This window comes from Streptomyces syringium (assembly GCF_017876625.1).
GTDB classification, from domain to species: Bacteria; Actinomycetota; Actinomycetes; order Streptomycetales; family Streptomycetaceae; genus Streptomyces; species Streptomyces syringius.
In genome coordinates this window covers 1,592,632-1,615,234 of record NZ_JAGIOH010000001.1, presented here as the reverse complement: position 1 = coordinate 1,615,234, position 22,603 = coordinate 1,592,632, and the positions used below count along the sequence as shown (strand labels likewise).

General features: G+C 73.8%; 21 protein-coding genes, 8 tRNA genes and 1 pseudogene. 19 read left to right on the top strand and 11 right to left on the bottom strand.

What is annotated here, in order from left to right:
• Positions 1–91: 91 nt before the first annotated feature.
• From JO379_RS07095 to JO379_RS07070, 6 genes are all read left to right on the top strand, one after another.
• Positions 92–964, top strand: coding sequence for a MetQ/NlpA family ABC transporter substrate-binding protein (locus JO379_RS07095; protein WP_209514362.1), 873 nt, complete (start codon positions 92–94; stop codon positions 962–964).
• Between the two features lie 155 nt (positions 965–1,119).
• Positions 1,120–1,761 carry a GNAT family N-acetyltransferase gene (locus tag JO379_RS07090; RefSeq protein WP_130876918.1) on the top strand — a complete coding sequence of 214 codons (642 nt, stop codon included), beginning with the start codon at positions 1,120–1,122 and terminating at the stop codon, positions 1,759–1,761.
• A gap of 174 nt (positions 1,762–1,935) precedes the next feature.
• Positions 1,936–3,195, top strand: a complete 1,260-nt coding sequence (gene cbiE, locus JO379_RS07085; RefSeq protein WP_130876917.1) for a precorrin-6y C5,15-methyltransferase (decarboxylating) subunit CbiE — start codon at positions 1,936–1,938, stop codon at positions 3,193–3,195.
• Positions 3,196–3,414: 219 nt separating this feature from the next.
• A complete protein-coding gene (gene cobT, locus JO379_RS07080) occupies positions 3,415–7,437 on the top strand; it encodes a nicotinate-nucleotide--dimethylbenzimidazole phosphoribosyltransferase (protein WP_209514360.1) in 4,023 nt (1,340 codons plus the stop codon).
• Between the two features lie 277 nt (positions 7,438–7,714).
• Positions 7,715–8,950, top strand: a complete 1,236-nt coding sequence (gene cobA, locus JO379_RS07075; protein WP_209514358.1) for a uroporphyrinogen-III C-methyltransferase — start codon at positions 7,715–7,717, stop codon at positions 8,948–8,950.
• 51 nt (positions 8,951–9,001) lie between these two features.
• Positions 9,002–9,820 (top strand): TrmH family RNA methyltransferase, encoded by an 819-nt coding sequence (locus JO379_RS07070; RefSeq protein WP_130876914.1) that lies wholly within the window; start codon positions 9,002–9,004, stop codon positions 9,818–9,820.
• Between the two features lie 22 nt (positions 9,821–9,842).
• Here JO379_RS07070 and JO379_RS07065 read toward each other — a convergent pair whose 3' ends face one another.
• Positions 9,843–11,117, bottom strand: a complete 1,275-nt coding sequence (locus JO379_RS07065) for a serine/threonine-protein kinase (RefSeq protein ID WP_207303864.1) — start codon at positions 11,115–11,117, stop codon at positions 9,843–9,845.
• Positions 11,118–11,320: 203 nt separating this feature from the next.
• Here JO379_RS07065 and JO379_RS34080 point away from each other — a divergent pair.
• Positions 11,321–11,576, top strand: a pseudogene (locus tag JO379_RS34080) (DUF8836 family protein); the annotation flags it as partial.
• Between the two features lie 192 nt (positions 11,577–11,768).
• Positions 11,769–11,975 carry a hypothetical protein gene (locus JO379_RS07060; RefSeq protein ID WP_130877076.1) on the top strand — a complete coding sequence of 69 codons (207 nt, stop codon included), beginning with the start codon at positions 11,769–11,771 and terminating at the stop codon, positions 11,973–11,975.
• A gap of 209 nt (positions 11,976–12,184) precedes the next feature.
• Here JO379_RS07060 and JO379_RS07055 read toward each other — a convergent pair.
• From JO379_RS07055 to JO379_RS07030, 6 genes are all read right to left on the bottom strand, one after another.
• Positions 12,185–12,256: transfer RNA gene (locus JO379_RS07055), tRNA-Val, on the bottom strand.
• Positions 12,257–12,276: 20 nt separating this feature from the next.
• Positions 12,277–12,351 (bottom strand) — tRNA-Val (locus tag JO379_RS07050).
• A gap of 28 nt (positions 12,352–12,379) precedes the next feature.
• Positions 12,380–12,451, bottom strand: a tRNA-Val gene (locus JO379_RS07045).
• Positions 12,452–12,471: 20 nt separating this feature from the next.
• Positions 12,472–12,546 (bottom strand) — tRNA-Val (locus JO379_RS07040).
• A gap of 1 nt (position 12,547) precedes the next feature.
• A tRNA-Cys gene (locus tag JO379_RS07035) sits at positions 12,548–12,621 on the bottom strand.
• 35 nt (positions 12,622–12,656) lie between these two features.
• A tRNA-Gly gene (locus tag JO379_RS07030) sits at positions 12,657–12,729 on the bottom strand.
• Between the two features lie 178 nt (positions 12,730–12,907).
• On the opposite strand from JO379_RS07030, the gene JO379_RS07025 reads away from it, so the two are divergent.
• From JO379_RS07025 to JO379_RS07015, 3 genes are read left to right on the top strand one after another with little or no spacing between them, the layout of a single operon-like run.
• Complete coding sequence (locus JO379_RS07025) at positions 12,908–13,996, top strand: chorismate-binding protein (protein WP_209514356.1); 1,089 nt, start codon at positions 12,908–12,910, stop codon at positions 13,994–13,996.
• Positions 13,993–14,814, top strand: coding sequence for an aminotransferase class IV (locus JO379_RS07020; RefSeq protein WP_130876911.1), 822 nt, complete (start codon positions 13,993–13,995; stop codon positions 14,812–14,814). Before JO379_RS07025 ends, JO379_RS07020 begins: the two co-directional genes overlap by 4 nt.
• A 40-nt stretch (positions 14,815–14,854) precedes the next feature.
• The gene (locus JO379_RS07015) at positions 14,855–15,691 is read left to right on the top strand and encodes a GNAT family N-acetyltransferase (protein ID WP_130876910.1); all 837 of its coding nucleotides are present in this window, start codon (positions 14,855–14,857) and stop codon (positions 15,689–15,691) included.
• Here JO379_RS07015 and JO379_RS07010 read toward each other — a convergent pair.
• Entirely contained in the window at positions 15,688–16,209 is a 522-nt protein-coding gene (locus JO379_RS07010) for a DsbA family protein (RefSeq protein ID WP_209514353.1), read from the bottom strand. The two genes, JO379_RS07015 and JO379_RS07010, sit on opposite strands and share 4 nt — an antisense overlap.
• Positions 16,210–16,404: 195 nt before the next feature.
• On the opposite strand from JO379_RS07010, the gene JO379_RS07005 reads away from it, so the two are divergent.
• Together JO379_RS07005 and JO379_RS07000 are read left to right on the top strand one after the other, a co-directional pair.
• A complete protein-coding gene (locus JO379_RS07005) occupies positions 16,405–16,851 on the top strand; it encodes a hypothetical protein (RefSeq protein WP_130876908.1) in 447 nt (148 codons plus the stop codon).
• Positions 16,852–16,919: 68 nt separating this feature from the next.
• Positions 16,920–17,060, top strand: a complete 141-nt coding sequence (locus tag JO379_RS07000; protein WP_184733594.1) for a hypothetical protein — start codon at positions 16,920–16,922, stop codon at positions 17,058–17,060.
• A 35-nt stretch (positions 17,061–17,095) separates the two neighbouring features.
• Here JO379_RS07000 and JO379_RS06995 read toward each other — a convergent pair whose 3' ends face one another.
• Both JO379_RS06995 and JO379_RS06990 read right to left on the bottom strand, forming a co-directional pair.
• Entirely contained in the window at positions 17,096–17,662 is a 567-nt protein-coding gene (locus JO379_RS06995; protein WP_130876907.1) for a CGNR zinc finger domain-containing protein, read from the bottom strand.
• A gap of 192 nt (positions 17,663–17,854) precedes the next feature.
• Positions 17,855–18,268 carry an SsgA family sporulation/cell division regulator gene (locus JO379_RS06990; protein ID WP_003959770.1) on the bottom strand — a complete coding sequence of 138 codons (414 nt, stop codon included), beginning with the start codon at positions 18,266–18,268 and terminating at the stop codon, positions 17,855–17,857.
• A gap of 191 nt (positions 18,269–18,459) precedes the next feature.
• Here JO379_RS06990 and JO379_RS06985 point away from each other — a divergent pair, with 191 nt between their 5' ends.
• The 4 genes from JO379_RS06985 to JO379_RS06970 all read left to right on the top strand — a co-directional run bounded on the left by JO379_RS06985 (position 18,460) and on the right by JO379_RS06970 (position 19,715).
• On the top strand, positions 18,460–18,894 hold the full coding sequence (locus JO379_RS06985) for a TIGR02611 family protein (protein WP_130876906.1): 435 nt from the start codon (positions 18,460–18,462) through the stop codon (positions 18,892–18,894).
• Positions 18,895–18,972: 78 nt separating this feature from the next.
• Positions 18,973–19,044, top strand: a tRNA-Val gene (locus tag JO379_RS06980).
• 68 nt (positions 19,045–19,112) lie between these two features.
• Entirely contained in the window at positions 19,113–19,580 is a 468-nt protein-coding gene (locus tag JO379_RS06975; protein ID WP_130876905.1) for an SRPBCC family protein, read from the top strand.
• A 63-nt stretch (positions 19,581–19,643) separates the two neighbouring features.
• Positions 19,644–19,715: transfer RNA gene (locus JO379_RS06970), tRNA-Val, on the top strand.
• A gap of 93 nt (positions 19,716–19,808) precedes the next feature.
• On the opposite strand, the gene JO379_RS06965 is transcribed toward JO379_RS06970, so the two are convergent.
• Positions 19,809–20,534 (bottom strand): 3'-5' exonuclease, encoded by a 726-nt coding sequence (locus JO379_RS06965; RefSeq protein ID WP_130876904.1) that lies wholly within the window; start codon positions 20,532–20,534, stop codon positions 19,809–19,811.
• A 168-nt stretch (positions 20,535–20,702) separates the two neighbouring features.
• Here JO379_RS06965 and JO379_RS06960 point away from each other — a divergent pair, with 168 nt between their 5' ends.
• Positions 20,703–21,281 (top strand): DUF4365 domain-containing protein, encoded by a 579-nt coding sequence (locus tag JO379_RS06960; RefSeq protein ID WP_209514351.1) that lies wholly within the window; start codon positions 20,703–20,705, stop codon positions 21,279–21,281.
• On the top strand, positions 21,281–22,471 hold the full coding sequence (locus tag JO379_RS06955; RefSeq protein WP_130876902.1) for a hypothetical protein: 1,191 nt from the start codon (positions 21,281–21,283) through the stop codon (positions 22,469–22,471). The genes JO379_RS06960 and JO379_RS06955 overlap by 1 nt, the downstream gene beginning before the upstream one ends.
• Positions 22,472–22,603: the final 132 nt, after the last annotated feature.

Sequence of the window (22,603 nt, the reverse complement as noted above, 5' to 3'; positions counted from 1 at the left end):
CCGATACCCCCCACCGAACCCACGAGCCCGGACCCTTTGCCGGGCGGCAACACCTCGTGAACCCGAGAAACACCAGATAGGGGCACTCTTCGTGCGTACCACCATCAAGCTCACCGCCGGCGTCGCCGCAGCAGCCGCACTCACCCTCGGCCTCAGCGCCTGCAGCGCCCCCTCCGACACCTCCTCCAGCGGATCGGGGAAGAAGGGGAAGGACGCCGACCCCAAGGCCACCCTCGTGGTCGCGGCCAGCCCGACGCCACACGCCGACATCCTCAACTACGTCAGAGACAACCTGGCGGAGAAGGCCGGTCTGAAGCTGGAGGTGAAGGAGTTCAACGACTACGTGCTCCCCAACACCGCCACCCAGAACGGCGAGGTCGACGCCAACTTCTTCCAGCACAAGCCCTACCTCGACGACTTCAACAAGAAGAACAAGACCGACATCGTGCCGGTCGTCAACGTCGAGATCGAGCCGCTCGGCCTCTACTCCAAGAAGATCGACAAGGTCGCCGACATCACGTCCGGCAACACCGTCGCCGTGCCCAACGACGCCACCAACGAGGGCCGCGCCCTCAAGCTCCTCGCCGACAACGGCGTGATCGAGCTGAAGGACGGCGTCGGCAGCAACGCCAAGCTCTCCGACATTAAGGACAAGAAGGGCGTCAAGTTCACCGAGCTGGCGGCCGATCAGGTCCCGTCCCGCCTGGCCGACGTCGACGCCGCCGTCATCAACGGCAACTTCGCCATCGGCGCCAAGCTCAACCCGGCCAAGGACGCCCTGGCCCTGGAGAAGGCCGAGGGCAACCCCTACGCCAACTTCCTGGCCGTGAAGAAGGGCAACGAGGCCGACCCGCGCATCGCGAAGCTCTCCAAGCTCCTCAACTCCGACGACGTCAAGAAGTTCATCGAGAAGAAGTTCTCCAACGGCGCCGTCCTCCCCGCCTTCGGCAAGGCACAGAGCTGACGCTCCGTAACCTCCGCCGACCGCTGACCTCCGGCCCCGCGTACGCTCACGGCGTGCGCGGGGCCGAGGCGCTTGGCGCACCACGGTGCACATGCTGCATGCTGGTGCACTCAAGACGGTCCTGAGCCCACCCGCCCCCGGCGTTGGAGCAGCGCATGACATCCATCTTTCCGGACATCTCCCTCAGTACCGACCGGCTGGTGCTGCGCCCCTTCGACGCCGCGGACATCCCCGCCCTCGCCGAGATGATGAACGACGAGCTCATCACCGCGTGGACGTCCGTGCCCCACCCCTACACCACCGCCGACGCCCGCGACTGGGCCCTGGTGCGCGCCCCCGCCGAGCGCACCGAAGGACGCGGGATCGTCTTCGCGGTCACCGAATTCCTCACCCACCGCCTCGTCGGCGTCGTGCACCTGCGCCACACCGACTGGCGCACCCTGGCCGCCGAGGTCGCCTACGCCGTCGCCCCCTGGGCCCGCGGCGAGGGCTACGCCTGCGAATCGGTCGTCGCCGTCGCCCAGTGGCTCTTCCGCGACCAGAAGTTCGAACGCCTCGAACTGCGCACCGCCGCCGACAACACCGCCTCCCAGCAGGTGGCCCAGAAGGTCGGCTGCATCAGCGAGGGCGTCCTGCGCAACGCCTGCATAGCGCGCAGCCGCACCGAGGACGGCGGCTGGACCGACATCCGCACCGACCTCATCGTCTGGAGCCTCCTCCCCGAGGACCTGGACGAGATGGAGGAGCAGTACAGCGGCGGCACCGACTACGCCGCCGCCTTCCCCGACTGGCGCTGAGCCGACTCCCTTCTTCTCCCCCCTCTGCCTCCCTTTTTCTGACCCCGCCGTACCCCTTGGGTCCGCGCCGGCCGGGGTACTCTCACCGTGCCCGCGCAACCACGGGCCCCTGCGACGAGTACCGCGACGAGCACCGCGACACACCCCCGAGACAAGCCCAGGAGACTGACGACGATGGCCGACCGGGTCACGGTGATCGGGTGGGACGGCTCCCCCCTGTCCGACGCGGCCCGCTCCGCCCTGGCCGCCGCCACCCTCGTGGCCGGTGCCGCCCACCACCTGGCCCTGCCCGAGCTGCCGCCCACCGCCGAGCGCGTCCGGCTCGGCAGCGTCGACCTCGCCGCCCGCCGCATCGCCCAGCACCGCGGCTCCGCCGTGGTCCTCGCCGACGGCGACCCCGGCTTCTTCGGCGTCGTACGGACCCTGCGCGCACCCGAACACGGCCTCGAGGTCGAGGTGGTACCCGCCGTCTCCTCCGTCGCCACCGCCTTCGCCCGGGCCGGCATGCCCTGGGACGACGCCCAGATCGTCGTCGCCCACGCCCGTGACCTGCGGCGCGCCGTCAATGTCTGCCGCGCCCACCCCAAGGTCGCCGTGCTCACCTCACCCGGCGCCGGGCCCGCCGAACTCGCCCTGCTGCTCGGCGACGTCCACCGCACCTTCGTCATCTGCGAGGAACTGGGCACCGCGCGGGAGCGGGTCACCGTCCTCACCTCCGACAAGGCCGCCGACCACGCCTGGCGCGATCCCAACGTCGTCATCGTCATCGGCGGCTCCGGTGCCGCCCCGAGCCCCCCGCAGGGCGCCGTCCAGGGCAGCGGACACCCCCGGCCGAGGACCCCGGGCGGCTGGATCGCCGGACGCGACCCCGGCTACCCCCCGGCCCTGCGCGGCTGGGCGCTGCCCACCGACGCGTACGGCGGCGGCCGGTGCGAGGGCGAGAGCACCGAACTGCGCGCCGCTCAACTCGCCCGGCTCGGCCCGCGCGTCGGTGACCTGGTCTGGGACATCGGCTCCGGCAGCGGCGCCCTGTCCGTCGAGGCCGCCCGCTTCGGTGCCGCCGTCCTCGCCGTGGACCGCGACGCCGACGCCTGCGGCCGCACCACCGCGGCCGCCCGCCGTTACGGCGTCCAACTCCAGGTCGTCCACGGCACCGCGCCCCAGGTCCTGGAGGACCTGCCCGAGCCCGACGTCGTCCGCATCGGCGGCGGCGGGGCCCCCGTCGTCAGGGCCTGCGCCGCCCGCCGCCCCGAGCGCATCGTGACGCACGCGGCGACCCGCGACGAGGCCGAGGCCGTCGGCCGGGCGCTCGCCGAGGGCGGCTACGCGGTGGAGTGCGCGCTGCTCCAATCCGTGGAGTTGGACACAACCGCCTGGGTGGAGCGCGAGCGCGCCGTAGCCTTTCTGCTGAGTGGTCGTCGAACACACCCGTGACCTCGGACGACTGTGCGGAGGGTAGGCTGGCGGATCGTTGTGCCGCCGCCCGGTGTCCGACGCCACAGTCACCAATGTCCCGAACGCACCCCCTTCTTGGCGGAGCGCACGGCAGGGTGGGTGCGGGCGACGTACAACGTGCCGCGAGGCACCGACGCTCGTTCTTGACTATGGGCGTGAGCGGTTGGAAGGAGCACTACCGATGGGCGAGGGGTACGCATGACCGACACCGGCCAGTTCCCGGGCGAGGGACAGCCGGAGAACGCAGGCGCACTGACCGGCCAGCCGCACCCCGCGGAGGCCGCAGCCCCTGCCGACACCGGTAACCCCTCCTACACCTTCCTCGACGCCGCCGACGGCACCGAGGAGGACGACCTGCTGCTGATGCCGGGCGCCCAGGGCGCCTGGATGGAGCAGCCGGCGGTCCAGGGCGGTACGCACGAGTCCGGCGGCCGGGACACCGGCTCCGTCGACTACGGCGACGTCCGCGTCCCGCCGCCCGCGACGCCCTCGCGGCGCCCGCTGCACATGGGTCCGCCCGTGCCGGACCCCACCGGCGGCGTCGTGCGCTCCCTCGCCGACCGCGGCCCGGCGGCACCCCAGCCGGTCCAGCCCGCGCCCGTCCCGGTCCAGCAGCCGGGCCCCGAGTACCTCGACGTTCCGCGTGCGGAGGCGGCCGCCGGGCAGCCGCAGCCGGGCCCTTGGGACGCTCAGCCCCAGCATCAAACCCAGCCGCAGCCCCAGCAGCCCGCGCCCGCCCCGGCGGCCCCGGCTGCCCCGTCGGTGTCCGCGGTTCCCACCGTTCCTTCCGTGCCGTCGGCACCGGTTGCCCCGCAGGCCGCCTTCGTTCCGCAGCAGGCCACGGGCGGGCCCTCCGAGCAGCCCCCGAGCGCGCCGGCCCCGAGCGCGCCGGTGTCGGTGCCCGGTCAGTCGATAGTCGCCGATGAGCCGTCACCGGCCGCCGCGCAGCCCGTAGCCCCGGCCCCGGCCGTCGAGGCCGCCGCGCCGGTCGCGCCTGCCGTGCCCGCCGAGGCTGTGGCACCCGCCGAGACTGTGGCGCCCGTCGAGCCCGTTGGCGGCGAGGGAGCCGCCCCCGTGGGCCCGCAGGACGCTGCCGTGGCCCCTGTGGCACCCGTGGCCGCCGCGCCCGCCGACGAGCAGCAGGAGCCGGTGCCGCCGGCCGCGCCCGACGTGGTGCCGCCGGCCACCGATGCCGTCCAGCCCGCGGCCGCGCCGGCCACCCCCGACGCCCCGCCCGTCGCCGCCGATCCGCAGCCGGTCACGGCCGTCGCGGACCCCGCGCAGCCCGCCTCGGTGCCGGCGCCTGACGCTGTCTCCGTACCGGCGCAGGCCGCCGCCCCCGGAGCTGACGTCGTCTCACCCCCCGCCGAGGCCCCTGACGCCGCAGTCGCCGCACAGCCGGTGGCCGAGGCGGCAGCCGCCGCGGAAGCGGAGCCGACTGCGCCGGTCGTTCCGGCGACGGCAGCCGAAGCATCCGCACCCGTCGCGGGCGCCCCGGTCCCCGAGGCGCAGACCACCGCGCCGGTCGCCGCCGATGGCGCAGTCGCCGTCGCAGCCGAGCCGCAGGCCCCGGCCGTGACGCCCGCCCCGCCCGTCACCGCCGAAGCCGCGCCCGAGGCCGCCCCCGCGCAGCCCGAGCAGAGCGCCCCGGCCGAGGCACCCGTCGCTGCCCCTCCCGTTGACGCCGCTGTCGTCGACGCCGCTCCCCAGGAGCCCGCCCCGGCCGCCGAGCCGGTCGTCGCCGAGGCCGCCCCGCAGGAGCAGCCGGCCGCCCCGGCCGCCGCCCCGCAGCCGGCCGCCCCCGTGGCGCCGGTCGCCGACGCCACGCCGGCCACGCCGGAGGAGACGACGGACGTCCACCAGCGGGCCGCCGAGAGCGAGCCGTCGGCGCAGCCGGTCCAGGCCGTCACCGACGCCACGCCCCAGGGCCCGGTCGTGACGCCCCCCGCCGAGACCGCCCCGGCCGCGCCCGTTCAGCAGGACACGGCCCCCGTCGCCCCGGCACCCGCCGAGCCCGTACAGCAGGCCGCCCCGGCGGCGGCCGTCCCGCCGGTCACCGCCGAGACCGCGCCCGAGACCGCGCCCGAGGCCGCCCCCGCGCAGCCCGAGCCGCAGGCCCCGGCCGACGCTCCCGTCCCTGACGCCGCCGAGGCCGCCGCCCCGGCCGAGCCTCCGCACGCCGCTCCCGAAGGCGCCCCCGCGGCAGCGCCCGCCACCACCGGACAGCAGGACTCGGCCGCCGTGCACCTCCCGACCGCCCCGGAGACCGTCCCGGCCCCGGCCGCCCCCGCAGAGGCCCCCGAGGCCCCCGACGCCGTGCACCTCGAACTCGTACGGACGGAGGCCGCCCCGCAGGAGCAGGCCGCCGCCCCCGCCGAGGAGAGCACCCCCGCCGGGGAAAGCACCCCGGCCGGGGAGAGCACCGAGGACACCGTCCCCGCCGAGGAGGCCCCGCCCGCCGAGGAGCCCCCCGCCGAGCCGGCCGGGCCCGCCGCCGTCGGGTACGGCGACGCCGAGCGCGCCGCCGTGCACCGCGTGATGCGGGAGCGCCGCGACATCCGCAAGGGCTTCCGTACCGACCCCATCCCGCACGAGGTGCTGCTGCGCGTCCTGGAGGCCGCGCACACCGCGCCCAGCGTCGGGCACTCGCAGCCCTGGGACTTCGTCGTCATCCGCTCCGCCGAGACCCGGCAGACGATGCACGAGCTGGCGGCCCGGCAGCGCGACGCGTACGCGAAGTCGCTCCCGAAGGGGCGCGCCAAGCAGTTCAAGGAACTGAAGATCGAGGCCATCCTCGACACGCCCGTCAACATCGTCGTCACCGCCGACCCCACCCGCGGCGGCCGGCACACCCTCGGCCGGCACACCCAGCCGCAGATGGCCCCGTACTCCTCCGCGCTGGCCGTCGAGAACCTCTGGCTCGCCGCCCGCGCCGAAGGCCTCGGCGTCGGCTGGGTCAGCTTCTTCGACGAGCGCGAGATGGTGCGCGAACTCGGCCTGCCCGAGCACCTGGAGGTCGTCGCCTACCTCTGCGTCGGCTACGTCGACGAGTTCCCCGACGAGCCCGAGCTGATGCAGGCCGGCTGGTCCAAGCGACGGCCGCTGTCGTGGGTCGTGCACGAGGAGGAGTACGGGCGCCGCGCGCTGCCCGGCGAGGACCCGCACGACCTGCTCGCCGACACCCTGCGCGGCATCCGCCCGCTGGACGCCAAGGCGCTCGGCGAGGCGTGGGAGCGGCAGAAGCGCATGACCAAGCCCTCCGGCGCGCTCGGCATGCTGGAGATCATCTCCGCGCAGCTGTGCGGGCTGTCCCGCAAGTGCCCCCCGCCCATCCCGGAGCCCGCGGCCGTCGCGATCTTCGCGGGTGACCACGGGGTGCACGCCCAGGGCGTCACCGCGTGGCCGCAGGAGGTCACCTCGCAGATGGTCGCCAACTTCCTGGGCGGCGGCGCCGTGTGCAACGCCTTCGCCAACCAGGTCGGCGCCGAGGTCTGCGTCGTCGACGTCGGTGTCGCGGGCGAACTGCCCAGCACCCCCGGTCTGCTGCCCCGTAAGATCCGCCCCGGCACCAACGACTTCACCACCGGCCCCGCGATGTCCCGCGAAGAGGCGCTGCGCGCCGTCGAGGTGGGCATCGAGACGGCCCGAGACCTGGTCGCCGCCGGCAACAAGGCCCTGCTGACGGGCGAGATGGGCATCGCCAACACCACCGTGTCGGCCGCCCTCATCTCCATCTACACCGAGGCCGACCCGGGCGAGATCACCGGCCGCGGCACCGGCATCAACGACGAGATGCACGCCCGCAAGATCGACGTCGTGCGGCGCGCCCTGGAACTCCACCAGCCGGACCCCAAGGACCCGATCGGCGTCCTCGCGGCGGTCGGCGGGCTGGAGCACGCCGCGCTCGTCGGACTGATCCTGGGCGGCGCGTCGCTGCGCACCCCCGTGATCCTGGACGGTGTGAGCGCCGGAGCGGCCGCTCTCGTCGCCCGCGCCATCGCCCCGGAGGCGCTCGCCGCGTGCATCGCGGGCCACCGCAGCGCCGAGCCCGGCCATGTCGCGGCGCTCACCAAGCTGGGCCTGCGCCCCCTGGTCGACCTCGATCTGCGCCTCGGCGAGGGCACGGGCGCCCTGCTGGCCCTCCCGGTGGTGCAGAGCGCCGCCCGCGCCATGCACGAGGTGGCGACGTTCGACTCGGCCGGGGTCGCCGAGAAGAGCTGACGCGCGGGGGCAGGCCGCTGCCCCCCCCCGCGCGTACGCTCGCGGAACCGGGGTGCTGTCGCCCCCTCCTGCCGGGCGGGCCCGATGGGGCCCACCCGGGCGGGAGGGGGCGTGACGCGTGATCTGCGGCGGCTTGCCGGGTTCCCTCGACGCAAGAGCGCACCCGCCGTACCTCAGGGAGCCCAGGAAGGGCCCGTCCCGCCCTGCCCCTGAGCCTCCGCCGCACCGTAGGGTGTCCCCACCAGCGCATTCGCCCACGAGGAGACCGTCACCCCCCATGGCCGAGCACACCGAAGCCGCCGCTTACCCCGTCGGACTGCGCCTCGCCGGGCGTCGCGTCGTCGTCCTCGGCGCCGGACAGGTCGCCCAGCGCCGACTGCCCGCGCTGATCGCGGCGGGCGCCGACGTCCTGCTGATCTCCCCGTCCGCCACCCCGTCCGTCGAGGCGATGGCGGAGGCCGGGGAACTGCGCTGGGAGCGCCGCCGCTACCGCGACGGCGACTTCGAGGGCGCCTGGTACGCCCTGATCTCCACCGACGACCCCGCCGCCAACGCGGCCGCCTCCGCCGAGGCCGAGGCCCGCCGGGTGTGGGCCGTGCGCAGCGACGACGCCGCGGCGGCCTCCGCCTGGACCCCCGCCACCGGCCGCAGCGAGGGCGTGACGGTCGCCGTGCTGACCGGAGCGGACCCGCGCCGCTCGGCGGCCGTGCGCGACGCCGTCGTCGAGGGCCTGCGCGACGGCTCGCTCGCCGCGCCGCACTACCGCAGCCGCGCCGCCCGGCCCGCCGTCGCCCTCGTCGGCGGCGGCCCCGGCGACCCCGACCTCATCACCGTGCGCGGCCGCCGGCTGCTCGCCGAGGCCGACGTGGTCATCGCCGACCGGCTCGGCCCCCGCGACCTGCTCGACGAACTCCCGCCGCACGTCGAGGTGATCGACGCGGCGAAGATCCCGTACGGCCGCTTCATGGCCCAGGAGGCCATCAACAACGCCCTCATCGAGCACGCCAAGGCCGGCAAGTCCGTCGTTCGCCTCAAGGGCGGCGACCCGTACGTCTTCGGCCGCGGCATGGAAGAGGTCCAGGCGCTCGCCGAGCACGGCATCACCTGCACCGTCGTGCCCGGCATCTCCAGCTCGATCAGCGTCCCCGCCGCGGCCGGGATCCCCGTCACCCACCGTGGCGTGGCCCACGAGTTCACGGTCGTCAGCGGGCACGTCAGGCCCGACGACCCGCGGTCGCTGGTCGACTGGGAGGCACTCGCCCGGCTGCGCGGCACCCTCGTCCTGCTGATGGCGGTGGAGAACATCGCAGCGATCGCCGAGACCCTCATCGGGCACGGACGGTCCCCCGAGACCCCCGTCGCCGTGGTGCAGGAAGGCACGACCGCCGCCCAGCGCCGCGTCGACGCGACGCTCGCCACGGCGGGGGAGCGGGTCAAGGCCGAGGGGATACGTCCCCCCGCCGTCATCGTCATCGGCGACGTGGTGGCGGCCGGCCTGTCCGCCGACCGGTAGACCGGCCCCGCTTTCCCCGTACGCCCCACCAGGACAAGGCAGTATCACCCCGTGGCTGAACTCATCACCATCGACGACCCCGACGACCCGCGCCTGCACGACTACACCGGCCTGACCGACGTCGAGCTGCGCCGCCGCCGCGAACCGGCCGAGGGGCTCTTCATCGCCGAGGGCGAGAAGGTGATCCGCCGGGCCCGCGACGCGGGGTACGAGATGCGCTCGATGCTGCTGTCCGCCAAGTGGGTCGACGTCATGCGTGACGTCATCGAGGAGTCCACCGCCCCCGTCTACGCCGTGACCCCGGCCCTCGCCGAGCAGGTGACGGGCTATCACGTCCACCGGGGGGCGCTGGCCTCCCTGGAGCGCAAGCAGCTGCCCCCGGCCGGGGAGCTGCTGCGCGGCGCGCGCCGCGTCGCCGTCCTGGAGTCGCTCGTCGACCACACGAACATCGGCGCGATCTTCCGTAGTGCCGCGGCCCTGGGCATGGACGCGGTGCTGCTCTCCCCGGACTGCGCCGACCCCCTCTACCGGCGGTCCGTGAAGGTCTCCATGGGCGCCGTCTTCTCCGTGCCCTACGCGCGTCTGGACAGCTGGCCCCGCGATCTGGAGACCGTCCGCGAGGCGGGCTTCCGGCTCCTGGCCCTCACCCCGGACGAGAAGGCCACCCCCCTCGACACGGTCGCCCCGCACCGCATGGACCGGGTCGCGCTGATGCTCGGCGCGGAGGGCGACGGCCTCTCCGCCCGCGCGCTGCGGGCCGCCGACGAATGGGTCCGCATCCCCATGGCCCACGGTGTCGACTCGCTCAACGTCGGCGCCGCGGCGGCCGTGTCCTTCTACGCCGTGGCCACCGGCCGACCGCAGGACTGACCCCCGCGTCCGCCCCGGGGTCTCAGCCGGTGGACGGCCCGGAAACCTCCGTCACCGCCGGGACGGGGGGCACGACACCCTGGCTCTTCGCCGGGCCCTGGCAGCCCTGGGCCGCCGCGATCCCCAGCGCGACCAGCAACGTCACCACGACGAAGACGATCAGCCGCTGCCGGAGCAACCGGGGGTCGGCCGGCCGCCGGGCACCCGGCCCCGTACGGCTGCCACCCGGTCGCGAACCGCTGCGAGGAGTCCGCGCCGCGCCGCCCGTCCGCCGGACACCGCCCGGGCGGGCCGCGCCCGGCCGAGGCGCCTGCGGACGGCTCGCCTCGGCGGGCCGGGACGGCGCCTGCGGCCGCGGCGGCGGGGTGCTGCCGGGACGCCGCAGGGTGCGCTGCTCCGCGTACTCCGCGGCGCGCTGCCCGGACGGCCGCTCCGGCTCACGGCGCGGCGCCGGCGGACGACCGTCCGACAGCCCCTGCGCCTCGCGCGCCGCGATCTCCTTGAGCCGCAGCGACAGCTGAAGCGTGCTCGGCCGGTCCTCGGGGTCCTTGGCCAGACAGGCGTGCACCAACGGCGCCAGCGCGTCCGGCACGCCCATGAGCTGCGGTTCCTCGTGCACGACGCGGTAGAGCATGACCTCCGAACTGCCCTGGCCGAAGGGGGAGTCCGCGGTCGAGGCGTAGGCCAGGGTCGCGCCGAGGGCGAAGACGTCCGTCGCGGGCGTCACCGCCGCGCCCCGCACCTGCTCGGGCGCGAGGAAGCCGGGCGAGCCGACCGCCGTGCCGACGTGCGTCAGCGTGCTCGCCCCGGTCGCCCAGGCGATGCCGAAGTCGATGATCCGGGGGCCCTTGGGGGAGAGCAGGATGTTCGACGGCTTCAGATCGCGGTGCACCACCCCCGCGTCGTGCACCGCGAGCAGCCCCTCGGCCAACGCCGCTCCGATGGAAGCGGCCTGAGCCGCCGACAGCGGCCCCTCCTCGTTGACCTTGTCGTGCAGGGAGGGGCCCGGTACGTACTGCGTGGCGAACCACGGACGGTCCGCCTCGAGGTCCGCGGCGACCAGCCGCGCCGTGCAGCCGCCGCGGATCCGCCGCGCGGCCGACACCTCCCGCGCGAACCGCGAACGGAACTCCTGGTCCTCGGCCAGATCCGGCCGGATCACCTTCAGGGCCACCCGCTGCCCGCGCCGGTCGGAGCCGAGGTACACCACACCCATGCCGCCCGCGCCCAGCCGCCGGTGGAGCCGGAACGAGCCGACGACACGCGGGTCCTCGCGCCGGAGCCGCATCATCGTCATCTTCATCCCCGCTGCCCGGTCCCGTCTGACGTGGCACAGCTTACGGATTGACGGGCGGGCGCGCTGATAGGCCGCGCATGCGTCGGCGACCGGATTGTCAGTGCCCGGTGGGATCCTGACGGAGTGACCACGGGGCGCCGGCGGCGGAGCCCCGGCCCGGGTGCGCGGTCCCAAGGGGCCGTCGCGGAAGGGGGATTGAAGCCGTGGGGGGTGGCCGGGCGGCGACGGTCGTGGACGCGGGGGACACGGCACGGATGTACGAAGTGGTGGCCGGCGGGGCCGGCCGGAGGGTGGAGACGACGGTGCGCCGGGGCGTGGTCGAAGTGAGCGAAGTCACCCGGGGAGGGTCGCCTCGTGCGTACGGCGCGCTTCCGGGCGGGCCGGGTGCCCGCCCTGGTGGGAGCACCCCGTGTCCAGGGCCGGCGGAGCCCCTGGCCCCTGGGGGAAGACCCCAAGGCCCGGGCCCCGGTCTCCACCCAGGGGAGTACCTCGGCGCGGTCCGGGTCATCCTCGGGGAGGCCCGTCAATGGGTACGAGGGCATGACGCCGGGCCGCCGCCCGACGCCTAGATTGGAATCGAGCGGCGGGCGGCAGCACTCGTCCCCCGAGGTCAGGCGCCCGCCGCTCTCGCAGACGAACAGGAGAGGGACGATGGCGGACAGCGCAGGACGCGCGGCCGAGCGGTCGCAGGGGCACCGACTCGCGGGCGTCTTCGGCGATCGTCCGTCCGGCACCCGCCATCCCCTGGTCGCGGCGGCGATGGTGCTGCCGCTGGCGACCCTCCTCGCCGTGGTCTTCGGCGGCTGGGACGCCGTCGTCATCCAAGCGTCGTCCGTGGCCGGAATGCTGGGGCACTGAGAACGTGCTCCAGGCCCGGGAGAGCGGCCCGGGCCGGGGGCAGGCCGGCCGATAACCCCGTGGGGACGGGGGTGCGGCGGACGGCACGAATGGCCGGGTACCTGGGGAGGTACCCGGCCATCGCGCGTCCACGGGAACGGCGGCGGCCACGCGCACGGCATACGACAAAGGGCCGGGGCTCGAAAGCCCCGGCCCTCGGCCGATTCCTGTGCGCGATACTGGGATTGAACCAGTGACCTCTTCCGTGTCAGGGAAGCGCTCTCCCGCTGAGCTAATCGCGCGGGAGGGTCCGTGAAGACCCTGGTGGACGATACTGGGATTGAACCAGTGACCTCTTCCGTGTCAGGGAAGCGCTCTCCCGCTGAGCTAATCGTCCGGGATGCACTGCGTTTCCGCAGGTAGCGTGCGCGATACTGGGATTGAACCAGTGACCTCTTCCGTGTCAGGGAAGCGCTCTCCCGCTGAGCTAATCGCGCGGGAAGGTCGATGAAGACCCTGGTGGACGATACTGGGATTGAACCAGTGACCTCTTCCGTGTCAGGGAAGCGCTCTCCCGCTGAGCTAATCGTCCTTGGAGGTGGAGACGGGATTTGAACCCGTGTAGACGGCTTTGCAGGCCGTTGCCTCGCCTCTCGGCCACTCCACCAGGAGTGTGGGGGCCGGGAAGACCCCCATACATCGAGCGGACGACGAGACTCGAACTCGCGACATCCACCTTGGCAAGGTGGTGCTCTACCAGCTGAGCTACGTCCGCAGTGTCTGCCCGGTCCGCTTGCGCGTCCCGGCGACGTGTTGAACTCTAGCGGATTCCAGCGCCAGCTCAAATTCCGTTTCCCCAGCTTGCTGCGCTTTTCTTTCCCCCTTCCGGTCACCGGCGGCCCCCGGACGTTCACATCGGCCGCCCCGGGCGACCTCGCCATAGACTCGTTGACGTGCACGACCTCCCTCCCCTGGCCCGCTTCGGCGGCCTCCTCGCCACCGACCTGCGCGACGTCACCAGCGATCCGGCCGCCCTGGACTCCACGGGCTGGTGGGCGGTGGTCGCGGACTTCGAGGGACGCCTGACCTGCGCCCGCTTCGGCGACGTACGGCCCGCCCCCGCCCCCGCGGTGGTCCCCGGCCGCTGGCACGGCCCCGCCCCCCACACCTGGACCAGCTCCCTGGACCGCGCCGCCTACACCGCGGGCGTACGGCGCATCCGCGAGCACATCGCGGCCGGCGAGGTCTACCAGGCCAACCTCTGCCGCGTCATGAGCGCACCGCTGCCCGAACCGGCGGCGGCCGACGTCGACGCCCTGACCGCGCTGCTCGCCCACGGCAATCCCGCCCCCTACGCGGGAACGGTCCGCCTGCCCGCCCACGGCGTGGAGGTCGCCACGGCCTCGCCCGAGCTGTACCTGCGCCGCACCGGCCGCACCGTGACGTCCGGGCCGATCAAGGGAACCGGCCGCACCGCCGAGGACCTGCTGGAGAAGGACCACGCAGAGAACGTCATGATCGTGGACCTGGTCCGCAACGACCTCGGACGGGTCTGCGCCACCGGCTCGGTGACCGTCCCCGAACTCTGCGCGATCGAAGCCCACCCCGGGCTCGTCCACCTCGTCTCCACCGTGCGCGGGGAACTGCCCGCGGACCCCGGCGGCGCGCGCGGCCGGGCCGGCTGGGCCGGCTGGGCGGAGCTGCTCGCCGCCACCTTCCCGCCCGGGTCCGTCACCGGCGCCCCCAAGGCCAGCGCCCTGCGCATCATCGAGGCTCTGGAGACCGCGCCCCGCGGCCCGTACTGCGGCGGCATCGGCTGGGTCGACGCCGCCCGCGGCACCGGCGAGCTCGCCGTCGGCATCCGCACCTTCTGGATCGACCGGCAGGCCACCGGCGGCCCGGCCCTGCGCTTCGGCACCGGCGCCGGCATCACCTGGGGCTCCGACCCCGAGCGCGAGTGGGCCGAGACGGAGCTCAAGGCCGCCCGGTTGCTCGCGATAGCGTCGGGAACCCATCAGCCGCTCGGAGGGACACCACGGTGACGATCTGGCTCGACGGAGCGCTGCGCGACGCCGACAGCGCCCACGTCTCGGTATTCGACCACGGGCTCACGGTCGGCGACGGCGTCTTCGAGACGATCAAGGCCGTTCACGGCCGGCCCTTCGCCCTCACCCGGCACCTCACCCGGCTCGCCACCTCCGCCCGCGGCCTCGGCCTGCCCGAGCCGGACCCGGAGGAGGTCCGCCGGGCCTGCGCGGAGGTCCTCGGCGCCAACCCCATGCCGCTCGGCCGGCTGCGCATCACCTACACCGGCGGCCTCTCCCCGCTCGGCTCGGACCGCGGCACCACCGCGCCCACGCTCGTCGTCGCCCTCGGCGCGACCACCCGGCGCCCCGACACCACGGGCGCCGTCACCGTGCCCTGGACCCGCAACGAACGCGGCGCCCTCGCCGGACTCAAGTCCACCTCCTACGCCGAGAACGTCGTCGCCCTCGCCCGGGCCCGCGAACACGGCGCCTCCGAGGCGCTGTTCGCCAACACCGTCGGGGCGCTCTGCGAGGGCACCGGCTCCAACGTCTTCGTCGTCCTCGACGGACAGCTGCACACCCCGCCCGTCACCTCCGGCTGCCTGCCCGGCATCACCCGCGCCCTCGTCGTCGAGTGGACCGGGGCCAAGGAGACCGACCTCCCGCTCGACGTCCTGGACCGCGCCGAGGAGGTCTTCCTGACCTCCACCCTCCGCGACGTCCAGGCCGTGCACCGGGTCGACGGCCGTGAACTGCCGGACGCCCCGGGCCCGGTGACCGCGAAGGCCATGCGGATCTTCGACGAGCACGCGAGCGCGGACCTCGATCCGTAAAGCGAGTGACGCGACGCCGCGGGACCGGTACAACACCATCGTGACCACCACCCTGCGGCCCACCGCACCCGAGCAGCGCACCGACGACGGCGGCCGCTCCCGCCGTTACGAGATCTGCGTCAACAGCCGGCCGGTCGGCCGCGTCGACCTGGCCACGGACCGTCGCTTCGGCCCCCGCGCCGGCCGGATCGTCCACCTCGACGTGGACGAACGCGACCGGCACCGCGGCCGCGCCACCGTCGCCGCCCTCGCCGCCGAGGAAGTGCTGCGCGGCTGGGGCTGCGAGCGCGTCGAGGTGTCCGTGGACGCGGGCGCCGAGGTGGCCCTGGGCCTCGCCGGTGCCCTCGGCTACGTCGAGCGCAACCGCAACATGACCAAGCCCCTGACCGAGGCTCCCCGGCTGCCCGAGGGCACCGAAGGGCGGTCGATGACCGAGGCCGAGTTCACCGTCTGGCAGGAGCGCGCCAAGGCCGCGTACGCCCAGGACTGGATCACCCGCGGCGTCCCCGCCGACCAGGCGCACGCCAAGGCCGAGGCCGACCACGCCGGCGCGCTGCCCGCGGGCCTCGCCACCCCCGGCACGCTGATCAGCGTCCTCACCCACCACGGCACGACCGTCGGCACCCTCTGGATCGCCCTCCGGGAGGGCGGCACCGACGAGCCGGGCGCGTACGTCTACGACGTCGAGACCGCCGAGGAGCACCGGGGCCGGGGACACGGACGGTCACTGATGCTGCTGGCCGAGACCCAGTCCCTGGCCGCCGGTGTCCGCATCCTCGGCCTCAACGTCTTCGCGAACAACACCCCGGCGCTGCGCCTGTACGAGTCGCTGGGCTACCGGCCGACCGTCTTCCACCTGTACAAGGCGCTGCTCTAACCCAGCAGCCGGTCCACGGTCTCCTCGATCCGCTCCCGCAGCCCCTCCTGGCTCTTGCCGCCGTCGAGCCGCTGACCGTCGATGACGTACGTCGGCGTGCCCGTCACCCCGATCGCCTTGCCCTCGGCCTGGTCCGCGTCGACGATCAGCAGGTGCCGCCCGTCGATGAGCGCGGTGTCCACCTCCTCGGCGTCCAGGCCCAGCTCCCGCGCCACCTCCACGAGCAGCTTCTCGCCCCGCTCGCCCAGCTCCTCGGCCCGCGCCAGCACGGCCTCGACGTACGGCCAGGCCTGCCCCTGCTCGGCCGCCTCCTCGGCGGCCTGCGCGGCGGCGTACGCGTGCTTGTGCTTCTCCAGCGGGAAGTGCCGCAGCCGGATCTCCAGCCGGTCCCCGTAGCGGGCCCGCAGGGCCTGCAGATCGTCCAGGGCCAGGCGGCAGTCGGGGCACTGCAGCTCGCACCAGACGTCCAGGACGGGTCGGGCGGCAGGGGCGGTGCGGTCGGTGTCGGTCTCGCTCATGGGGCCAGTCTTCCAGCCCGCGCCCTCCCGGCCCGCCTCCGGCCCCGGCCACGGGGGCCGGGGCCCTCCTCGGCCCTGAGGAGGAGACGGGCCCTGCCCAACCCCTAGATCCCCCCGATCCCGGGCCCGGTCCTGGCCCGCGTCGCACCGGCCGGTGCAGGATGGACGGGAGGAGCCCCACGGCTGGAGGACCGGATGTTGATCTCGACCGTCTGCGCCGCGGTGTCCGCGGCCGGCCTGGGCATCGCCCTGCTGACGGCTTACCGCAAGCGTTTTCTCGCCGCGACCCGCATCGCGGCCTATGCCCTGATACCCGTCGGCCTGGTCATGACCGGCATCATCGACTGGGTCACGGACCTGGTCCTCAAGCCCGCCGTCTGGGCGGGCTTCGGCGTGCTCGCGCTCTCCGCCGCACTGTTCATGATCACGCGGGCGGTGGAGCGCCGCGGCGGCGCCACGGGGACCCGCAAGGAGCGCCGGGCGGCCGCCGCCGGCCGGCCCGAGGCCGTGGCCCCCGCGGCCGCCGCACCCTCTCTGGGCCCCGGCCGCGCCGCGCGGCCGCCCAAGGGCAAGAGCAAGCCCAAAGCGGGCGGCGACGACTTCGCCGACATCGAGGCCATCCTGAAGAAGCACGGAATCTGATGAACTGCCCCGCCACAGAGGCGCATTGGTAAGAGCAGTGCCTCCGGCTGCGCCATGATCAGGCGGAGATGAACGATGAACCCGCCGAGCTGACCGAGGAGCCGCGCGGATGCCTTTTCGCGCTCTCCCAACCGCCGCTGATGTTGTTTCTCGCCTTCGTCGGCACCCTGATCTTCCTGACCGGCCTGCACGATCTGTACCGCTGGTGATCCGGCACCCCGCCCCCGCGGCCCCGGCGCGGGCCTCAGTCCGCCGCTTCCCTGCGGCGCGCCCGGTACGCGGCGACATGGAGCCGGTTCCCGCAGGTCCGCCCGTCGCAATAGCGGCGCGACCGGTTACGGGAGAGATCCACGAAGGCCCGCCCGCAGTCCGGCGCCTCACAGCGCCGCAGCCGCTCCCGCTCACCCGCCACGACGAGGAACGCGAGCGCCATCCCGCCGTCGGCCGCGAGGTGCTCGGCGACCGAGGCACCGGGTGCGAAGTAATGCACATGCCAGTCATAGCCGTCGTGATCCGTCAGCTGCGGCGTGGTCCCGGCCTCGGCCACCAGCGCGTTCAGCAGCTCCGCCGCACTCCGCGTGTCGGCGGCGGCGAACACCTGAGCGAATGTATCCCGGACGTCCCGCACGGCCGCCAGATCCCGCTCGCCCAGCGCACCGACATCGCTCAGGTCCGTGCTCTCGACGAACCGGCGCAACGCCGCCAGATCCGTCAGCGCGTCGCTCGCCGGGCCGTCGGGCCCCTCCGGGGCGGTGTTCAGCAGCTCGACGACGGCGTTGAGCGCGCACCGGGTGTCGTGGTTGATCAGCACGGGCGTTCGCTCCCTGGCCGGCCGGGGACGGCATCTGTTCGATTGCGGGCAGACTCTAGCGGCTCCCCACGCGACGGCGCCGTCGCACGCGGTGGATCCGCGGCGACGGCGCCATGTCCTGCCGTAATGCGAGGGTGCGCACCCCGCCTCCCCGAGTGGGCGGGTGCGCGTCGGGCCGGATACCTCCCGGGCTCAGCTCTCGGCCAGGATGTGGGACAGCTCCGTATCCAGGTCGAAGTGCCGGTGCTCGGTGCCCGGCGGGACGGCGGCGTCGGTCCGCTTCAGGAACGACTCCAGGGCTCGCGCGGGGGCCTCCAGCAGGGCTTCCCCCTCCGGAGAGCTCAACGCGATGCAGACGACGCCCTGACCGTGGCTGCGGGACGGCCAGACACGGACGTCGCCGGTGCCGGTCGGACGGTGCAGCCCTTCGGCGAGCAGATCTCGCGCGAAGACCCATTCGACCGTCTCTTCGGCTCCGGTGTGGAAGGTGGCGTGCACGGCATACGGATCGGCCGTGTCGTAACGCAGCCCTGCGGGTACAGGCAGTGAGGACTCGCTCGACACGACGAGGCGCAGGTGCAGCTCGCAGCTGACCGTGGTGTTCATAAGCGCCAGGGCCTTTCGCTCAGTGTGCGCTCGGGGATTCGCACGTCGGCGAAATCGACATGCCACCTACGGTGCCGTTGTAAACCCCTCTGACCGTTTTGAGGCTCTTCGGATACCTCGTACGGCGGTGTTGTTCCGCCGCTTGTACCGCCATACCGGTGAGCAGTTCCCGGTCGGGTACGTTTGACCCCATGAACGCGGAGAGTGACGAGCGGCCCGCGACGGCCGCGGCGGGGGACAGCACCGAAACAGAGCCGCCTCTCGGCTCCCGGGCCCCGCATTTCATCAAGCGGTCCCGGCCCCTGCACGTGAGCTGGCAGGTCGGCGTCTTCATCGTCGGCCTCGCCGTCGTCGCAGCCGGCATCGTCATGCTGCCCCTGCCCGGCCCCGGCTGGCTGGTCATCTTCGGCGGCATGGCGATCTGGGCCACCGAATTCGTCTGGGCCCAGCTCGTGCTGCGCTGGACCAAGCGCAAGGTCACCGAGGCCGCCCAGCGCGCCCTCGACCCCAAGGTGCGCCGCCGCAACATCATCCTCACCACGATCGGCCTCGTGATCATCGCGGTGCTCGTCGGCATCTACGTGTGGAAGTTCGGCATGGAGCTGCCCTGGAAGGTCCGCGACTGATCCCCGCCCGCCCCGGCCCGGGGCGGGCGCCATGGTCCCAAGCACCGTCTGACATGCGGTAATGTTTGCGGTGCGCCCGGGCGATTAGCTCAGCGGGAGAGCGCTTCGTTCACACCGAAGAGGTCACTGGTTCGATCCCAGTATCGCCCACACAGGACCGAGGGTCCGCAAGGTTCACCCCTTGCGGACCCTCGGTTTTTTGGTGTCCGCTGACCCTCATGCCCCGCAGCCGCCACACCTTCCGCTTCCGCAGCACCTGGACCCTCCCCGCCCCGCCGGAGACCGTCTACGCCGCCCTGGAGGCCACGGAGAGCTACCCCGCCTGGTGGCCCCAGGTCCGGGACGTGCGCCTCCTCGGCGAGGCCGACGGCACCGCCCGCTTCCGATCCTTCCTCCCGTACGACCTCACCGTCGCCGCCCGCGCGCGACGCCGCGACCCGGTCGCCCGGGTCCTGGAGATCGCCCTGACCGGCGACCTCGAAGGATGGGCCCGCTGGACCGTGCTGCCCCACGGCGCCACGGGCAGCCGCGCCCGATTCGAGCAGGAAGTCGAGGTCCGCAACCCCCTCATGCGGCGCTGGGCCCTGCCCGCCCGCCCGCTCTTCATCGCCAACCACGCGTGGATGATGCGCGCCGGACGACGCGGACTGCGCGCACACCTGGAGCGCCGGGCGGACGAGATTTGATGGAGAGCCGCCACGGGCTGTATTGTTCACTGCGTTGCCGGGGGAAACGCCGGTAGCGCACTCGGGCGATTAGCTCAGTGGGAGAGCGCTTCGTTCACACCGAAGAGGTCACTGGTTCGAACCCAGTATCGCCCACCCCGAGAAGGCCGGTACGTCAAATGACGGACCGGCCTTGTGCGTTGTGCGCAGCGGCCGTCGCAGTAGCCGTCGCAGGGGCCGGTCCGGACCTCAGGCCGCGGCGGGCACGTCCGGCCGCAGCGGCCAGGCCGGGTCGCACACCTCCTCCGAACCGTTGCGCGCGAACCACGCCTGAAGGCCACGGGCCTGCGCCGAGTGCCACACCGCCTGCCGCGTGTGCAGCTCCGCCGGACTCAGCCGCTCCAGCCGCGCCGCGAACCGGCGCCCCACCGCCCGCACCACCTCCAGCGCCGCCGTGGCGTCCGCCACCGCGTCGTGTGCGCCCGCCAGCTCCACCCCGTACTGCGCACACAGATCCGTCAGCGTGCGACGCCCCTTGCGGTACCGGTCCAGATGCTTGTCGAGCACCCAGGGATCCAGCACGCACAACGGCGTCACCCCCAGATACTCCGACAGCGGCGTCGCCCGGTGCCGCCGCAACTCCCGGTCCAGCAACGTCAGATCGAACGGCGCGTTCATCACCACCAGCGGCACCCCACGCGCCGACTGCCGCGCGAGCGCCCGCGCCACCTCCTCCATCACCGGAGCCGGCCAGCGCCCGTTCCGCTGGAGGTACTCATCCGTCAGACCGTGTATCGCCGTCGCCCCCTCGGGCACCGGCACCCCCGGATCCACCAGCCAACTGGTGACGATCGGCGCGGCCCCCGACTGCGACTGCAGCACGAGGGCCGCCGACACTATCCGGTCATTCTCGACATCGATCCCCGTGGTCTCGGTGTCGAAGGCGGCGAGCGGCCCCTCGAACCAGCACGACATGTCCCCAACTCCTCGCGCTCGACCGGCAATTGGCGTGTTCTCCTCCTTGCCAGGTGATACCCGGCCACCCCCGGATGCGAACCGTCCCTGTTTGCGGGGGAGTTCATACGGTGACAACACAGATGTACGGAACCGTTGGACCGGTGCAGCCCGGAAGGTATTTCGGACATGACCCTCGCGCAGCCCGACCCGGCCCTGCCGGCGAGCGGCCTGCTGCCCGACCGGATCCCCCCGCCGCGCGGGACGCTCGCCACCACCGCCTGCATGGAGACCCTCCAGGTCGGCTATCTGCACGCCGTCGCGGCAGCCGCCGGCTGCTCACTCGCCCAGCCCTTTCCCGACTACGGCATCGACTGGCACGTCAGCCACAGCACCCCCCGCCACGCCGTCGACGACGAGGTCACCATCAAGGTGCAGCTCAAGTGCACCTACCAGCTCGCCCCCCGCCCGCCCGGGCCGACCTTCTCCTTCACCCTCGACAACGACCACCTGGCCAAGCTCGCCCGCACCCCCGTCTCGGTGCACAAGATCCTCGTCGTGATGATCGTGCCCCGGGCCCGGGACGACTGGCTGCGAGCCGGCCACGACCGCCTCGAACTACGCCACTGCTGCTACTGGACCAACCTGGCCGGCCACCCCGTGACGGGCAGGCGCAGAACCACAGTGCGGATCCCGACCACGCGCGTCTTCGACGACCGAGCCCTCTGCGAGATCATGACGCGGGTCGGGGAGGGAGGGAGACCCTGATGGACCGACCGGCCGACGCCCCCCGACGACACCCCGCCCGGGAGCGAGTCGACCCCGCCGTTCTCAGCGCCCTGCTCACCCGCCACGGCTGGCGCCGCCGCGGAGGAGAAGTGGGCCGCTACGGCCGCTGGACCCCGCCCGACGGCACCGGCACCAGCCTCCTCGTCCCCGAGGACCCGGCCTTCCCCGACAGCGCCGACCTGCTCGCCGAAGCCCTCACCGCACTCGAACGCAGCCCCGTCCCCTCCGCCCGCGACGTCCTCGTCTCCCTGCGCACCCCCAGCGACGAGATCCGCTGGCACCGCGAGATCGCCGAACCCGCCGCCCCCGCCGCCGCCTGGACCGCACAGGAACGGCTCCGCGCCGGGGCCCGCGCCATGCTGCTCGCCGGAGCGCTCGCCGCCCACGGCCACGCCGGCCACCACGGCGCGCGCCGCCGCAGGCAGGCCGAGACCGCCCTCGACCCCCTGCTGGTGGGCCCCGCCCCCGGCGGCCGCGAACTGACGGTCTTCCTGCCGGTCGGCACGCCGGGCCCCGCCGGCCCGGACGCCATCGGCGGCCGCCGGGTCGCCACCGCCCTGCTACGGGCCCTCCAGGCCGCCCGGGACGCCACCGACTACCAGCGGGCGACCGGCAGGACCGAGGCCTTCGACGCGGCGCTGGAAGCGGGCGTGTGCCACGAGCTCACCGAGGCGATCACCACGCTGGTCCGCGGCTCGCAAGGCATCCGCGTCACCCTCGACTGGGCCCCGGCCGTCCCCCCGCCCCAGGGGTTCGCCGCCCGGCCCGAGCCGGTGGAGTTCTCCCCGGGCGACCTCCCCGCCCTCCGGGCCGCCGGAGCCCGGTACGTACGCGACGAGCCCTCCGTGCCCGTACGGCTCACCGGCACCGTGGTGCGGCTGCGGCGTGAGACACCGGGCGGGACCGGAGTGGTGCGCCTACGGGTGCTTGCCGGCGCGGACGTGGCGCAGGTGCGGGTGGCACTCGACGAGGACGACTACCGGATCGCCGGCCACGCCCACCTCGCGGGGCTCCCGCTGCGGGTCAGCGGGGACCTGGAGAGCCGGGGCGGCTTCCGCCGGCTGACCGGGGCGAGCGACGTCGCGCCCGTACAGGTCGACGAGGCGGAGCGGGACCGGCTGCTGAAGTCCCTCCACGTCGCCTTCTTCGAGGAGGCGCGCGACGACTGACGTCTGTGCGGCGGTCTTCCGACCGGGGTTCGACCGGCTACGCGTGCGCGCAGCGCAAACCGTTTCGCGACCAGGGTGCCCGGCTCGGTACGATTCAGGCGCGCAGCGTTCGCTGTCGCGCCCCGTGAGTCA